This is a genomic window from Duganella flavida (genome assembly GCF_009857445.1).
GTDB lineage: Bacteria > Pseudomonadota > Gammaproteobacteria > Burkholderiales > Burkholderiaceae_D > Rugamonas > Rugamonas flavida.
Genome location: NZ_WWCN01000007.1, coordinates 40,292 through 54,931 on the forward strand (window position 1 = coordinate 40,292; position 14,640 = coordinate 54,931).

Here is a 14,640-nt window from a genome sequence, read left to right on the forward strand (position 1 = left end):
AGCGGAGGCGGTAAAATAGAAGGCGGAGACCTGTTTCGTGACAAAATCACACGGAAATGCGCAAAAATCAGCGCAAGGATGAGCACAAAACACCGGTCAATCCGCTATTTTATCAAAATTGCCCCGTCTAACCGCCTTTTTAACCATCAAATACATCCTCCATGCCATTTCCCCTCACGGTAGAGCAAAAGCAAACGGCATTCTGGTTGGCGGTGTGGGCGGCATTCTTCTTCCTGCTGGTGACGCTGGGCCCGGTGCTGACGCCCTTCCTGGCCGCCGCAATTTTCGCGTATGCGCTCAACCCCGCTGTTGACCGTCTCGACCGCGTCCGCTTCGGCCGCCGCTTCAATCTGCCACGCGCGCTGTCGGTGGTGATTGTGGTGACGCTGTTCTTCAGCGCCATCACCACGCTGGTGCTGATCGTGGTGCCGGTGCTGCAAAAAGAAATCCCGCTGCTGCAAGCGCAAATCCCCGCCTTCCTGGCCAAGGCCAACGACCTGCTCGGCCCCAAGCTGCAAGAACTGGGCGTGAAAGTGCGCCTCGACAGCCAAGGTATCAAACAACTGGCCTCGGAACAAGTGGCCGCTTCCGGTGACGCCATCTGGTCCGCCGTACTGAATTCTGCCCGCGTCGGCGGTACCGCAGTACTGGGCTGGCTGGCCACCGTAATCCTGATCCCGGTAGTGCTGTTCTACCTGCTGCTGGACTGGCACGCCATGCTGGCCCGCATCGCCAACTGCGTGCCGCGCCGCTACATCGACGCCACCGTCGGCATGGCGCGCGAGGTCGACTCCCTGCTGGCCCAATACCTGCGCGGCCAGCTGCTGGTGATGGTGGTGCTGGCCATCTACTACTCGGTGACGCTGGCGATTGCCGGTTTCGACGTGGCGCTGCCGGTCGGGATCATCACCGGCCTGCTGGTGTTCATTCCCTACCTCGGCTTTGGCCTCGGACTGGTGCTGGCGCTGATTTCGGCGGTGCTGCAATTTACCGACTTCAGCGGCTTGATCGCGGTGGCCGTGATCTACGGCTGCGGCCAGGTGCTGGAAGGCTTCTTCCTGACGCCGCGCCTCGTTGGTGAGCGCATCGGCCTCAATCCGCTGGCCGTAATTTTCGCGCTGTTGGCCTTCGGCCAGCTGTTCGGCTTCGTCGGCGTGCTGCTTGCCTTGCCTGCATCGGCGGTGCTGATGGTGGCCTTTAAACACCTGCGTCGCCACTATCTGAGCAGCAGCTTTTATAATGCATGATGTGAAACACGAAAACGTTATGCAAAAGACTACAGGACGAACGCCATGAAGCAGCTGGTGCTCGATTTAGGCGCGGAACCCACGCACAGCCTCGGCTCCTTCGAGGTAGGACAGAATGCCGAAGCGGCAGCGCTGATGAAGCAATTCGCCAGCCGCACGTCGCGCGAACATTTCGCCTACCTGTGGGGCGCGGTCGGCGTCGGCAAATCGCACTTGCTCAAGGCGCTGGCCAGCGCCGGCAGCGAGGAAGAGCAGCTACGCGCGCGCTACATCTCGCCGTTCTCGATCGAATCCGAATTCGTCTACTCGCCGGAGGTGGACCTGTACCTGCTGGACGACTGCGAGAAGCTGTCGCCGCTGGCGCAGATCGACGCCTTCGCCCTGTTCAACGAAATCCGCGCCAACAACGCCTTCATGGTCTGCAGCGGCAACGTGGCGCCGGCGGTGCTGCCGGTGCGCGAAGACCTGCGCACGCGCATGGGCTGGGGCCTGATCTACCAGATCCACGGCCTGACCGACGAAGAGAAGAGCGCCGCATTGGCAGCTGCCGCAGCGGCGCGCGGCTTGACGCTGTCGGCCGGCGTGATACCCTACTTGCTGTCTCACTTCCAGCGCGACATGCGGTCGCTGTCGACCATCCTTGATTCGCTGGACCAGTATTCCCTTGAAACCCGACGCCCTATCACTCTGCCACTGCTGCGCGAGTGGCTGCAGGCGGAAGCTAAAGAATAATGAATCGAATGAATCTGGCTCTTTTTGACCTTGATCACACCCTGCTGCCGATCGACTCCGACTTCGAATGGGGCCAATTCCTGGTGCGTACCGGCGCCGTTGACGCCGTCGAATACGACCGCCGCAACCGCGAGTTCTTCGCCCAATATCAAGCCGGCACGCTGGATCCGGTAGAATACCTCGAGTTCACGCTGGGTACCTTGGCCGCCTTCCCGCGCGCCAAGCTGGATGATATGCACGCGCAGTACATGGCCGAAGTGGTGGCACCAGCGCTGCGCCCATCGGCGCGCGCCCTGCTGCAAAAGCACTTTGACGCCGGCGACTTGGTCGCCATCGTCACCGCCACCAACCACTTCGTGACCGCGCCGATTGCCAAAGCACTGGGCGTGGAGCACCTGATCGCAGCGATGCCGGAAGTCGACGCCGAGGGTAACCTGACCGGCAAGCTGCTTGGCACGCCGACGCAAGGCGCGGGCAAAATCGTCCACACCAAGGCGTGGCTGGAAAAAATGGGGAAAACGCTGGAAGATTTTGGCACCGTCCACTTCTACAGCGACTCGCACAACGACCTGCCGCTGATGTCCATCGTCAGCCATCCGGTAGCGACCAACCCCAATGAAAAACTGAAAACGCACGCCGCCGCACATGGCTGGCCACTGATTGAAATATTCAATGATTAAAAAACTGATCCGCAAAATCCTCGGCACCAAGAGTAAAGCGGCCCGCGATGCGAATACGCCGGTGGTGCTGGGCCCAGAAGGCCACGGCATCGACCCGCGCCTGCTGTCGAACAACGCCGTGCGCGTCACCAGCACCCTGCAGGAAGCCGGCTACGAAGCATTCGTGGTGGGCGGCGCGGTGCGCGACCTGCTGCTGGGCGTGAAGCCAAAAGACTTCGACATCGCCACCAACGCCACGCCGGAGCAGGTCAAGCGCCTGTTCCGCCGCGCCTTCATCATCGGCAAGCGCTTCCAGATCGTGCACGTCATGTTCGGTAACGACCTGCTGGAAGTGACCACCTTCCGTGGTACCACCTCGGCCAACGCGCCGAAAGATGAACATGGCCGCGTTTTGCGCGACAACACCTTCGGCTCGCAGGCGGAAGATGCGGAGCGCCGCGACTTCACCATCAACGCCATGTACTACAACCCTGCGAATCAGCAGGTGCTGGACTACCACGGCGGTATTGAAGACATTCGTGCGAAAACGCTGCGCATCATCGGCGTGCCGGAAGCGCGCTACCGCGAAGATCCGGTGCGCATGCTGCGCGTGGTGCGCTTTGCCGCCAAGCTGAAATTCTCCATCGAGCTGGAAACCGGCGCACCGATCAAGGTGATGGCGCCGCTGATCAACAACGTGCCAGCAGCGCGCGTGTTCGACGAAATGCTCAAACTCCTGATGAGCGGCCACGCGCTGGCCTGCCTGCAGCAACTGCGCAAGGAAGGCCTGCATCATGGCCTGCTGCCGCTGCTGGACGTGGTGCTGGAACAGCCGCTGGGCTTCAAGTTTGTGACGCTGGCGCTGGAATCAACCGACTCGCGCATCCACGCCGGCAAGACCGTATCGCCAGGCTTCCTGTTTGCGTCGCTGCTGTGGCATCAAGTGCTGGAGAAGTGGGAAGCCTACCGCGCAGCGGGCGAGCAGACCATCCCGGCGCTGCATCTGGCCGCCGACGACGTGTTGGATTCGCAAACCGAGAAGCTGGCCTTGCAGCGCAAGATCGGCTCCGACATGCGCGACATCTGGGCCATGCAGCCGCGCTTCGAGCGCCGCACCGGCAAGGCGCCGCACAAGCTGCTGGAGCATCAGCGCTTCCGCGCCGGCTACGACTTCCTGCTGCTGCGCTGCGCCTCGGGCGAGATCGACGCCGAAATCGGCGAATGGTGGACTGACTTCTACGAAAGCGACGAAGCCTCCCGCGAAGATTTGATTTCTTCGGCCAGCCAACCTGCGGGCAGCGGTGCTGGCGGCGCGGCGAAACGCAAGCGCGGTCCGCGTCGCGGCGGCCGTAATCGCAGCGGCGGTGGCCGTGGCGGCGAAGGTGGCGGCTCCGATGCCGGCGGCTCGCCATCGCACGACGGCGGCGGCGACTAAGCACGCCCAATCGCATAATTGCATAATTGCATAATTGCATCATGAATACCGTCATCACAGCGGGCCTCGCGCCCGCAACCCCGCAAGATGAGAAGGCGCCATTCGCCTTCACCATCGCCTACATCGGCATCGGCGCCAACCTCGGCGACGCCCGCGCCAATGTGCTGGACGCGCTGGAACGCCTGCAACGCCAGCCCGGCTGCACCCTGATGGCGGCATCGGGCCTGTACCGCACCGCGCCGATCGACTCCAGCGGCGACGACTACATCAACGCCGTCGCCCGCATCGCCACCACGCTGGATGCGGAAGCGCTGCTGCAAGCGCTGCAAGCTATCGAGCAGGCGCATGGCCGCGAGCGGGCATATCGCAACGCCCCGCGCACGCTCGATCTCGATCTGCTACTGTATGGCGACGCCACCATCAACAGCGCTACGCTGACCGTGCCGCATCCACGCATGACCGAGCGCGCGTTTGTGCTGGTACCGCTGCTGGAACTGGCGCCATCGATTCATATTCCAGGCCACGGAGCGGCGGCACAATATGCCGCCGGCGTGGCCGACCAGGGCATCAGCCCGATTTAATACGTAAAGGATTTACCATGTCTGGATACCTGCAAGGCAACGAAATGGCCGCGAGCCAAAAGCCCGCCGACGCCAACGCACCTGCACCGGCCAAAGCGGTCGTATCGAAAGCCGTCACCATCAACACCCTGGCGACGCTGCGCAATGCCGGCGAAAAAATCACCATGCTGACCTGCTACGACGCCAGCTTCGCCTCGCTGATGGACCGCTGCGGCGTTGAGATCCTGCTGATCGGCGATTCGCTGGGCATGGTGTGCGCGGGCCACCAATCGACGCTGCCAGTCACCATGACGGATATCGTCTACCACACCGCCTCCGTAGCACGCGGCACCAAGTCGGCGATGATCATGGCCGACCTGCCGTTTGGCGCCTACGGTACGCCGGAAACCGCGTACGCCAACGCCGTACTGGCGATGCAAGCCGGCGCGCACATGGTCAAGATCGAAGGCGGTGCATGGCTGGCCGACACCGTCAAATTCCTGACCGAGCGCGGTGTGCCAGTCTGCGCGCATTTGGGCCTGACGCCGCAATCGGTGCACCAGCTGGGCGGCTACAAAGTCCAGGGCAAAACCACCGAGAGCGCCGACCTGCTGAAGGCCGACGCCCTGAAATTGCAGGAAGCCGGCGCTGCGATAGTGCTGCTGGAAGCCATCCCTGCGCAGTTGGGCAAAGAAGTGACCGAACTGCTGTCGGTGCCAACCATCGGTATCGGTGCGGGCCCGGATTGCTCGGGCCAAGTGCTGGTGATGCACGACCTGCTGGGCGTCTTCCCAGGCCGCAAAGCGCGCTTCGTGAAAAACTTCATGGACGGCCAAACCAGCATCGACGCCGCCATCACCGCCTACGTCACGGCCGTCAAAAACGGCAGCTTCCCGGCACTGGAACACTGCTTCTAACGCAGTCTTCAAACGCGGCAAGTAGCTGCTGCACATCCTCCGCCCTGGTCTGAGGGCAGACCAGCAGCATGTTGTGGAAGGGTGTGATGAGCAGGCCGCGGTTGAGCAGGTAAAGATGGATAGCCTGCTCCAACTCACTATCCATCGCAGCTTGTGCCTCGGTGCCATTGCGCGGTGCTGATGGCGTGAACTGGAATTCGGTGCGGGCGCCGATTTGGGTGACGCACCATGGCAGCTGGTGCCGCGCGATGATCTCGCGCAGGCCGTTTGCTAGCTGCGCCGCCAGCGCGAACATGTGCTGGTAGGCTGCCTCGGTCATGACTTCTTCAAGGTTGGCGCGCATTGCGGCCATGGCGAACATGTTGGCGCTCAGCGTAGTGCCAATGCCGGAGTGGCCCGGCGGTGCGCTGCGCTTGGCGTGTTCTACGCGGCGCGCCAGTTCTTCTGTAAATCCATACACTGCGCACGGAATGCCGCCGCTGATTGGTTTGCCGACCACCAGCGCGTCCGGCTGCATGCCGTTGGCGCGGGCGTAGCCTCCCGGGCCGCTGCTAATGGTATGCGTTTCGTCGATCACCAGTAACGCGCCGTGCTGCTTGATCAGCTGCTGCGCGGCTTCCCAGAAACCTTCTTGCGGCAGCACCATGCCGACGTTGGTCATTACCGGTTCGGCCAGCACGCAAGCGATATCGCCCTGCTTCAGCGCGGCCTCCAATGCCGGCAGATCGTTGAACTCCACTACCACCGTGTGATCCGTCAGCTTGTGCACTTGCCCGAGCAGGCTGTCGCGCTGCGTCGGCACGCCGTCGACCAAGTCCACAAATACGTCGTCCACAGTGCCGTGGTAGCAGCCGTTGAAGACCAGGACTTTGCTGCGCCCTGTCGCAGCACGCAGCCAGCGCAGCACGAAGCGGTTGGCGTCCGAAGCCGATAACGCGAACTGCCAGCAGGGCAGACCGAAACGACGCGACAGTTCGGCGGCCACCGGGCCAGCGTCCTCTGACGGCAGCATAGCCGTGTAGCCGCGTGTAGACTGGCGGGCGATGGCTTGCGCTACCGGTTGCGGTGCGTGGCCGAACATGGCGCCGGTGTCCCCGAGGCAGAAGTCCACGTACTCATGGCCGTCCGCATCGCGGAAGCGCGCGCCGGAAGCTTCGCGCACGGTCAGCGCGAATGGCGTGGACCAGTCGTTCATCCAATGCATAGGCACGCCGAAAAGCAGGTGTTGCGCGGCCTCTCCTGCCAATCGTGCAGATTCAGGATTGCGCGCGATGTAGCTGGAGCGTTCGGCGCCGGCCAGCGCTTGCACGCGCTGCCAGTCGAGGCCTGCGCGCGTATTCATACCAGCAGCATCAAATGTTCGCGTTCCCACGAGCTGATAACGCGGCTGTAAGTGGCGAACTCCAGCTCCTTCACCTCGCAGAACGCTTGCACGAATAGTTCTCCCAGCATCTCGCTCAAAGGCTTGCACTCACGCAGACGCTGGATGGCGTCCTCCAGATTGCGCGGCAATTGATCATGCACATGCTCCGCGCTGCCCGACGTCGGCGCCGATGGCTTCAGGCCTTCCACCATGCCGAGATAGCCGCAAGCCAGCGTGGCCGCCATCGCCAGGTAAGGATTGACGTCCACACCCGGCACGCGATTCTCGACACGGCGATTCAGCGGCGCAGAGTTGGGAATGCGGATGCCGCAGGTGCGGTTGTCGTAGCCCCAATGCACATTAGTCGGCGCAGACATGAAGCGCGACAGACGACGGTAGGAATTCACATGCGGCGCAAACAACAGCGTGGCCGGTGCGATGTATCTTTCAAGTCCTGCGATGTAGTTGAAGAATAGATCGCTGGCGTCGCCATCCTTGCGCGAGAAGATATTCTGCCCACTGGTGGTATCCAGTACGCTTTGGTGGATGTGCATCGCGCTGCCCGGCTCCGTCTCCATCGGCTTGGCCATGAAGGTGGCGAAGATGCCGTGCCTGAGCGCTGTCTCGCGCACAGCGCGTTTGAACAGGAAAACGCGGTCGGCCAGTTCCAGCGCTTCGCCGTGCGTGAAGTTGATTTCCATTTGCCCTGCACCGGCTTCGTGGATCAGCGTTTCGACCCCAAGATCGTGCTGCTTGCAAAAGGTCGACAGCTCAAGGAAGAAAGGATCGAAGTCATTCACCGCATCGATGGAATAGGACTGACGGCCGGATTCCGGCTTGCCACTGCGGCCCAATGGTGGCGCCAGCGGCTCGTGCGGATTGCTGCTGCGCGCGACCAGATAAAACTCCATCTCAGGAGCCACCACCGGCTGCCAGCCGCGATCCTCATACATCCGCAGCACCTTGCGCAGCACGGCGCGCGGCGAAAGACCAACCGGCGTACCGTCGAAATTCTGGCAATCGTGGATCACCAGCGCGACGTTTTCCGCCGCCCACGGCACTTGCCGCAGCGTGGCAAGGTCCGGCATGCAGATCATGTCAGGATCGGTCGCGCCGACGTAAGGTGTGTTGTTGGGCTGCTCGCCGTTGACAGTGTTCAGCAGAACACTCTTGGGCAAGCGCATCTCGCCTTCGCTGAGGAACAAGTCCTTGGGCAGGATTTTCCCGCGCGCGATGCCGGTCATGTCCGCGATAACGCATTCGACTTCATGGATGTTCCGCTCCCGCAGGAAGTCTTTCATCGTCTGGCTCATCGCGGTCTCCGGTTTAGAAGCGGTTCAGGTAGCGTTCAGTTTCCCATGCGCTGACATGCTGGCTGTATTCGATCCATTCTGCGCTTTTCAGCGCGGCGAATTCGTGGACGATGGTTGCGCCCAGTGATTCTGCCAGCACGGTGTCGGCCTTGAAGGCTTCCGCCGCAGCGCCCAAATTTTGCGGCAGCAGCTTCAGTCCCAATTCGGCACGCTGTGCTGCGCTCATTTCGTAGACGTCCTGATTTACTGGCTCACCAGGATCAAGCTGCCGGTCAATGCCATCCAGCCCCGCCGCAATCACGCCTGCCAGCGCGAGGTAGGGATTGGCCGAGCTATCAGGCAAGCGCCACTCGACGCGTCCGTGCACGGTGCGCGCGACCACGGTTCGGTTGTTATCGCCATGGCCGATAAAGGCCGGCGCCCAGCTGGTACCGGACAGCGATTCACCACACATCAAGCGCTTGTACGAATTGACTGTCGGCGCACACAGCGCCGTCAACGCCGGTGCGTGGTGCAGCAAGCCGCCGAAGAAGTGTTCACTGATTACGGACACCGGATTGCCGTTATCGTCTTCCAGCGACAGGTGGAAGTGCAAACCGCTGCCTGGCCGCTCTGCGAACGGCTTGGGCATCATGGAGAACAGCATGCCCTCCTCTTCCGCGATGTGATGCGCAGCCATCTTGAACAGCATGAAATTGTCCGCCGCGCGCAAGGCGTCGGCGTAGTGGTAGTTCACTTCAAACTGGCCGGTCGCATCCTCGTGGTCGATCTGGTAGACGCCAAGGCCGCATTCGTTCAGCGACGTGGTTAGCTTGTCGAGGAAGGAACGGCGGCGCAACAGGCTTTTCGTGTCGTAGGACGGCTTCTCCAGCGTGTCTCCAGCTTCAGCATCGTGACCGTTGGCGCCTTTTTGCAGCAGGAAGAATTCCGGCTCAAGGCCGGCATTCAAGCTCCATCCGCGCGCGGCGAGGCGGGCGACCTGCTTGCGTAGAACCTGGCGCGGACAAGCGTCAAACGGCTCGCCCGCCACATGGCCGTCCAGCACCACGCGTGCGTAGCCGGGCAGCCAAGGCATCGGCTGCAAGGTGGTCAGGTCCGCGCGGCCGTAGTACTCAGAGCGTGGACCGTTGCGCGGCAAGCCCGTGCCCCAGATCGACGGCCCAGAGAAGCCCGCGCCCGGCGACACGATATCGCCAAGGTTCGCCAGCGGCACCAGCTTGCCCTTGGCCGCACCGTGGATATCGGTGAACTGCGCAAACACGTAACGCACGCCTTGCGCAGCAAGCTCTCCCTGCAGCTCTTCTAACCTACCTGTATCCATGTGGTCTTCAATTCCGTGTATTTATCGAACGCATGCAGCGACTTATCGCGGCCATTGCCGGACTGCTTGTAGCCGCCGAACGGCACCGTGATATCGTCGCCATCGTACTGATTGACGTGCACCGTGCCGGCGCGCAAAGCACGCGAGGTCTGAATCGCCTTGCTCAAATCCGCCGTCCACACAGCAGCGTGCAAACCGTACGGCGTGGCGTTAGCCTGTTTCACCGCATCCTGCACATCGGTAAAGCTTAACACCGACAGCACCGGCCCGAAGATCTCCTCACGCGCAATCGTCATGCCGCTGTTCACCTGATCGAAAATCGTCGGCTCAACGTAGTAGCCGCCCGTTTCAGTGCGTGCCTGCTTGCCGCCTGCCAGCAAGCGCGCGCCATCCGCATGGCCCGCCTCGATGTAGCCCATCACCGTCTTCAACTGCGTGGCATCGACAATCGCACCCATGACGGTGTTGTCGTCCAGTGGATCACCGGGCGCGAAGTTCGGCACCAGCGCCAGCGCCTTCTCCAGAAAGCGATCCTTGATCGACTCCTCCACGAACAAACGCGAAGGCGCGTTGCAGCTCTCGCCTTGATTGAAGTAGATGGAGCCAATCGAAGCCTCCACTGCAGCATCCAGATCCGGGCAGTCCGCGCACACGATGTTGGCAGATTTTCCGCCCAACTCCGTCCACGCGCGCTTCAGGTTCGACTGCCCCGCCATCTGCATGATCTGCTTGCCGATGCGCGTGGAACCGGTGAAGCCGATGCAATCCACATCCATGTGCAGCGCCAGCGCCGCACCCGCTTCGTGACCAAAGCCCGGCAGCACATTGAACACGCCCGGTGGCACGCCTGCTTCCAGCGCAATCTCCGCCAAGCGCAGCGCCGTCAGTGGCGACTTCTCGGATGGTTTGAGCACCACGCTATTCCCCGCCGCCAGCGCTGGACCGATCTTCCATGCAGCCATCAGCATCGGATAATTCCAAGGCACGATGGCCGCCACCACGCCCACCGCCTCGCGCGTGATCAGCGCAAGACTGTTAGCCGCCGTTGGCGCGATTTCATCATAGATCTTGTCGATCGCCTCGCCGTACCAGCGGATGCAGTTGGCCGCGCTGTTCACGTCCACGGACTGGCTGTATTTAATCGGCTTGCCCATGTCCAGCGTTTCCAGCAGCGCCAATTCCTGGCCGTGTTTCTGCATCAGGTCAGCAAATTTCACCAGCACCCGCTTGCGCTGCGCCGGCGACTTGCGCGCCCAGCGGCCGTCCTCGAACGCAGCGCGCGCCGCAGCGACAGCGATATCCACGTCCACGCTATCGCAACGCGCCACCATGCCCAGCTTGCGCCCATCGATAGGCGACAGGTTCTCAAACTGCTGCTCCGATTTCGCCCATACCCGCTCGCCGCCGATAAAGGCGCGGCCATCAGCTTTCACCTCTGCGGCCTTGTCATGCCATGTCGTCATCTCAGTCTCCTTATAGCCAGCCGCGTTCTTTGACGTCGGCGTAGGTCAGGTCGAGGCAGTGGCGGATCTGCGTCACCATTTCGTCGATCTGCGCCGTGGTCATCACCAGCGGTGGCGCAATAATCATGCGGTCGCCCACAGCGCGCATAATCATCCCGTTGTTGAACATATAGCCGCGGCACACCATGCCGACAGCCAGCGATTCGTCGAAGGCCACGTTGTCGTGCACCGTCGCACCCTTGCTGCGCACCAGATTCAAGCCAGCCACAAAGCCGCAGCTGTCGGCGTAGCCGACCAGCGGATGGTCTGCCAGTTCAGCAAAGCGCTTTTTCAGATAAGGCCCGGTTTCTTCGGCCACGCGCTCGACCAGTTTTTCTTCTTCAAGAATGCGGATATTTTCCAATGCTGCCGCACACGCCACTGGGTGACCGGAGTAAGTGAAACCGTGATTAAACTCGCCGCCCTGCTCGATCAGCACCTTGGCCACCCGGTCGCCAACCAGCACGCCGCCTAGCGGTACATAGCCCGAGGTCACACCCTTGGCAAAGGTAATCAAATCAGGCTTGATGCCGAACAGCTCCGACGCGAACCAGCGGCCCAGACGCCCAAAGCCGCAGATCACTTCATCGGCAATCAGCAGGATGCCGTACTTGTCGCAGATGCGCTGGATCTCAGGCCAGTAAGTGGAAGGTGGAATAATTACGCCGCCCGCACCTTGAACCGGTTCGCCGATAAACGCTGCCACCTTCTCGGCGCCCACCTCCAGGATTTTCTTCTCCAGCCACGAAGCAGCTTCAATGCCAAACGCCTCTTCAGTCATCCCTTTGCCGGATTCCAGATAATTCGGTTGGCCGATATGCACGATGCCCGGAATCGGCAAGCCGCCCTGCTCGTGCATGCCCGACATGCCACCCAGCGATGCACCGGCCATCGTGCTGCCGTGGTACGCATTGTGGCGGCTGATGATGGTGTGGCGATCCTTGTAGCCCAACACGTCCCAATAGCGGCGCACCATGCGCACATTGGTGTCGTTGCCCTCCGAGCCGGAGCCGGTGAAGTACACGTGGTTGAACTGCGGCGGCGAAATCTGCGCCAGCTTGGTCGCCAACTGCACCGCCGGCACATTGGTGGTGTTAAAGAAGCTGTTATAAAACGGCAGCGTCTCCATCTGCTGGTACACCGCTTTCGAAATGCTGGTGCGGCCGTAGCCCACGTTCACGCACCACAGGCCGGACATGCCGTCGATGATCTTCTTGCCTTCTGAATCCCACAGGTAGATGCCCTCGCCGCGTACCATCACGCGCGCGCCTTTTTCGCCCAGTGCCTTGTGATCGGTGAACGGGTGCATGTAGTGCGCCGTGTCCAGCTTCTGGATTTCGTTAGTATCATAGTTGCTCATGGGTCGACTCCTTAAACGTGCAGCAGCAGGTGCTCGCGCTCCCACGGACTAATAACGGTCATGAATTCCTGGTGTTCCAGATCCTTGATGGCGGCGTAGACGTCGATGAAGCGGTCACCCAGCACGCTACGCAGCTTGTCCTCCGCGCGCAGCAGTTGCAGCGCTTCCGGCAGGCCTTGCGGCAGTTCGACTTTCAGGTCGTAGGCGCTATCCACCGTCATCGGCGTCGGCTCCACTTGGTCGATCATGCCGAGGTAACCGCAAGCCAGCGTCACCGCCAAGGCCAGGTAGGGATTGGCGTCCGCACCGATGATGCGGTTCTCGACGCGGCGATCCTGCACGCCGGATTCCGGTACGCGGAAGCCCACGGTACGATTGTCCATGCCCCACTGGATGTTGATCGGCGCAGCGGTGTGGCGCACGATGCGACGGTACGAGTTCACATACGGCGCCACAATCGCCATCGCCGACGGCATGTAGCGTTGCAGGCCACCGATGTAGTGCTTGAACAGCGGCGACGCCGAACCGTCCTCGGAACTGAAGATGTTCTTGCCGGTCTTGCTATCGACCACGCTCTGATGCACGTGCATCGCGGAACCCGGCTCGCCGGCCATCGGCTTGGCCATGAAGGTCGCATACATATCATGCTTGAGCGCCGCTTCGCGCAAGGTACGCTTGAAGAAGAATACCTTGTCCGCAAGACCCAGCGGCTCGCCGTGCAGGAAGTTGATCTCCATCTGGCCTGCGCCGATTTCGTGAATCAGCGTGTCGACGTCCAGTCCCATCAAATCGCAGTAATCGTAAATGTCCTCGAACAGTGGATCGAATTCATTCACCGCATCGATGCTGTAGACCTGGCGGCTGGTTTCTGCGCGGCCGCTACGGCCGATAGGCGGTTTCAAAGGCAGATCAGGATCGATGTTTTTTGCGGTGAGGTAGAACTCCAGTTCCGGCGCCACTACTGGCTTCCAGCCTTTGTCCGCATACAGCTTGAGCACGCGGCGCAGCACGGAGCGCGGCGCGAAATCGACCAGACGGCCGTCGGCGAAATAGCAGTCGTGTATCACCTGCGCGGTTGGATCATTCGCCCAAGGCACCATGGTGATGGTGGTCGGATCGGCCTTCAGGATCATGTCACGGTCAGTGCTGGAGATTGCGCGGTCGTAGCCTGCATCTTCCGTTGGATAGTTACCGGTCACGGTCATGCCCAGCACCGCTTCCGGAATGCGCATGCCACGCTCCTGCGTGAATTTGCCACGAGGGAGAATCTTCCCGCGCGCCACGCCGGTCAAGTCGGGCACTAAACATTCAATCTCTGTGACGTGCTTCTCGTTCAGCCACAGGTCCATATCGGTGTAAGTAAAATTTTCGCGAATTGCCATTTGCTTCTCTCATTTGTTTTTATCGGGTGGCCTTGTAGGCGCGACAGGCGTCGCCAAAGGCTCTGAATAATTTGACGGAATCCGGATTCTCGGCAAAGCGCCACTCAGGGTGCCACTGTACTGCCAGCGCAAATCCCTTGGCGTCCGCCACGCGGTAGGCTTCTACCAGTCCATCGTCGGCGCGCGCTTCGGCTAAGAGGCCTGGCGCCAGCTGGTTGATGCCTTGTCCGTGCAGCGAGTTGACTTGAATTTCGGTGGCTCCGTCCAGTATCTGCACCATGCGTCCTCCAGGATCCAGCAGCACGCGATGCGAAGGCGCGTATTGCTGGTCCAGTGTGTGTTCCTTGTTCTCGCGATGATCAGCCATGCCATCCACCGCATGCACGGCTTGATGCAGCGTGCCACCCAGCGCCACGTTGACTTCCTGGAAGCCGCGGCAGATCGCCATCAGCGGGATGCCGCGCTTGATGGCGGCGCGGATCAGCGGCAGCGTGGTGGCGTCGCGCGCTGCATCCTGCGGCAGCGATGGGTCCAGCACTTCTTCGCCGTACAAACTGGCGTGGACGTTGGATGGTGAGCCGGTCAGCATCACGCCATCGGCCAGCGACAGCAGCGCTTCGAAATCGGTGGAGTCACCGAGCGCCGGCACGATCAACGGTGTGCAGTGTGCGCCGTCGGCCACGGCGGCCACGTACTTGAGCTGCGCGGTGTGATTCAAATGTGCGCCGATCCGGTTGACGCATGCAGGGACTAAAACGACTGGACTACGCATAGAAGCTTTCATCTACAGGATTTAACTAAATCATATGCTTATTTTGGTATTATTGTGAGTGCCACTTTTTGAAACTT

At 61.3% G+C, this 14,640-nt stretch carries 13 protein-coding genes; 6 read left to right on the top strand and 7 right to left on the bottom strand.

Annotated elements, in window-relative coordinates:
* Positions 1 to 161 precede the first annotated feature (161 nt).
* The 6 genes from GTP46_RS12460 to panB are packed head-to-tail and all read left to right on the top strand — an operon-like array spanning position 162 to position 5,550.
* Entirely contained in the window at positions 162 to 1,247 is a 1,086-nt protein-coding gene (locus tag GTP46_RS12460; protein WP_161006961.1) for an AI-2E family transporter, read from the top strand.
* A 45-nt stretch (positions 1,248 to 1,292) separates the two neighbouring features.
* Complete coding sequence (gene hda, locus GTP46_RS12465) at positions 1,293 to 1,979, top strand: DnaA regulatory inactivator Hda (protein WP_161006962.1); 687 nt, start codon at positions 1,293 to 1,295, stop codon at positions 1,977 to 1,979.
* Positions 1,980 to 1,987: 8 nt separating this feature from the next.
* Positions 1,988 to 2,659 (top strand): histidinol-phosphatase, encoded by a 672-nt coding sequence (locus GTP46_RS12470; RefSeq protein ID WP_161006963.1) that lies wholly within the window; start codon positions 1,988 to 1,990, stop codon positions 2,657 to 2,659.
* Positions 2,652 to 4,073, top strand: coding sequence for a polynucleotide adenylyltransferase PcnB (pcnB, locus tag GTP46_RS12475; RefSeq protein WP_161006964.1), 1,422 nt, complete (start codon positions 2,652 to 2,654; stop codon positions 4,071 to 4,073). Before GTP46_RS12470 ends, pcnB begins: the two co-directional genes overlap by 8 nt.
* A gap of 41 nt (positions 4,074 to 4,114) precedes the next feature.
* Positions 4,115 to 4,654, top strand: a complete 540-nt coding sequence (gene folK / locus GTP46_RS12480) for a 2-amino-4-hydroxy-6-hydroxymethyldihydropteridine diphosphokinase (protein ID WP_161006965.1) — start codon at positions 4,115 to 4,117, stop codon at positions 4,652 to 4,654.
* Positions 4,655 to 4,671: 17 nt separating this feature from the next.
* The gene (panB, locus tag GTP46_RS12485; protein WP_202414250.1) at positions 4,672 to 5,550 is read left to right on the top strand and encodes a 3-methyl-2-oxobutanoate hydroxymethyltransferase; all 879 of its coding nucleotides are present in this window, start codon (positions 4,672 to 4,674) and stop codon (positions 5,548 to 5,550) included.
* Here panB and GTP46_RS12490 read toward each other — a convergent pair.
* The 7 genes from GTP46_RS12490 to GTP46_RS12520 are packed head-to-tail and all read right to left on the bottom strand — an operon-like array spanning position 5,510 to position 14,563.
* Positions 5,510 to 6,892 carry an aspartate aminotransferase family protein gene (locus tag GTP46_RS12490; RefSeq protein ID WP_161006966.1) on the bottom strand — a complete coding sequence of 461 codons (1,383 nt, stop codon included), beginning with the start codon at positions 6,890 to 6,892 and terminating at the stop codon, positions 5,510 to 5,512. The genes panB and GTP46_RS12490 overlap by 41 nt on opposite strands.
* Positions 6,889 to 8,226: a glutamine synthetase family protein gene (locus GTP46_RS12495; protein WP_161006967.1), complete on the bottom strand. Its 1,338-nt coding sequence runs from the start codon at positions 8,224 to 8,226 to the stop codon at positions 6,889 to 6,891. Before GTP46_RS12495 ends, GTP46_RS12490 begins: the two co-directional genes overlap by 4 nt.
* A 13-nt stretch (positions 8,227 to 8,239) precedes the next feature.
* Positions 8,240 to 9,547 (bottom strand): type III glutamate--ammonia ligase, encoded by a 1,308-nt coding sequence (gene glnT / locus GTP46_RS12500; protein ID WP_161006968.1) that lies wholly within the window; start codon positions 9,545 to 9,547, stop codon positions 8,240 to 8,242.
* A complete protein-coding gene (locus GTP46_RS12505; RefSeq protein WP_161006969.1) occupies positions 9,529 to 11,010 on the bottom strand; it encodes an aldehyde dehydrogenase in 1,482 nt (493 codons plus the stop codon). Before GTP46_RS12505 ends, glnT begins: the two co-directional genes overlap by 19 nt.
* 10 nt (positions 11,011 to 11,020) lie before the next feature.
* A complete protein-coding gene (locus tag GTP46_RS12510) occupies positions 11,021 to 12,409 on the bottom strand; it encodes an aspartate aminotransferase family protein (RefSeq protein WP_161006970.1) in 1,389 nt (462 codons plus the stop codon).
* Between the two features lie 11 nt (positions 12,410 to 12,420).
* A complete protein-coding gene (locus tag GTP46_RS12515) occupies positions 12,421 to 13,791 on the bottom strand; it encodes a glutamine synthetase family protein (RefSeq protein WP_161006971.1) in 1,371 nt (456 codons plus the stop codon).
* A 19-nt stretch (positions 13,792 to 13,810) separates the two neighbouring features.
* On the bottom strand, positions 13,811 to 14,563 hold the full coding sequence (locus tag GTP46_RS12520) for a gamma-glutamyl-gamma-aminobutyrate hydrolase family protein (RefSeq protein ID WP_161006972.1): 753 nt from the start codon (positions 14,561 to 14,563) through the stop codon (positions 13,811 to 13,813).
* Positions 14,564 to 14,640: the final 77 nt, after the last annotated feature.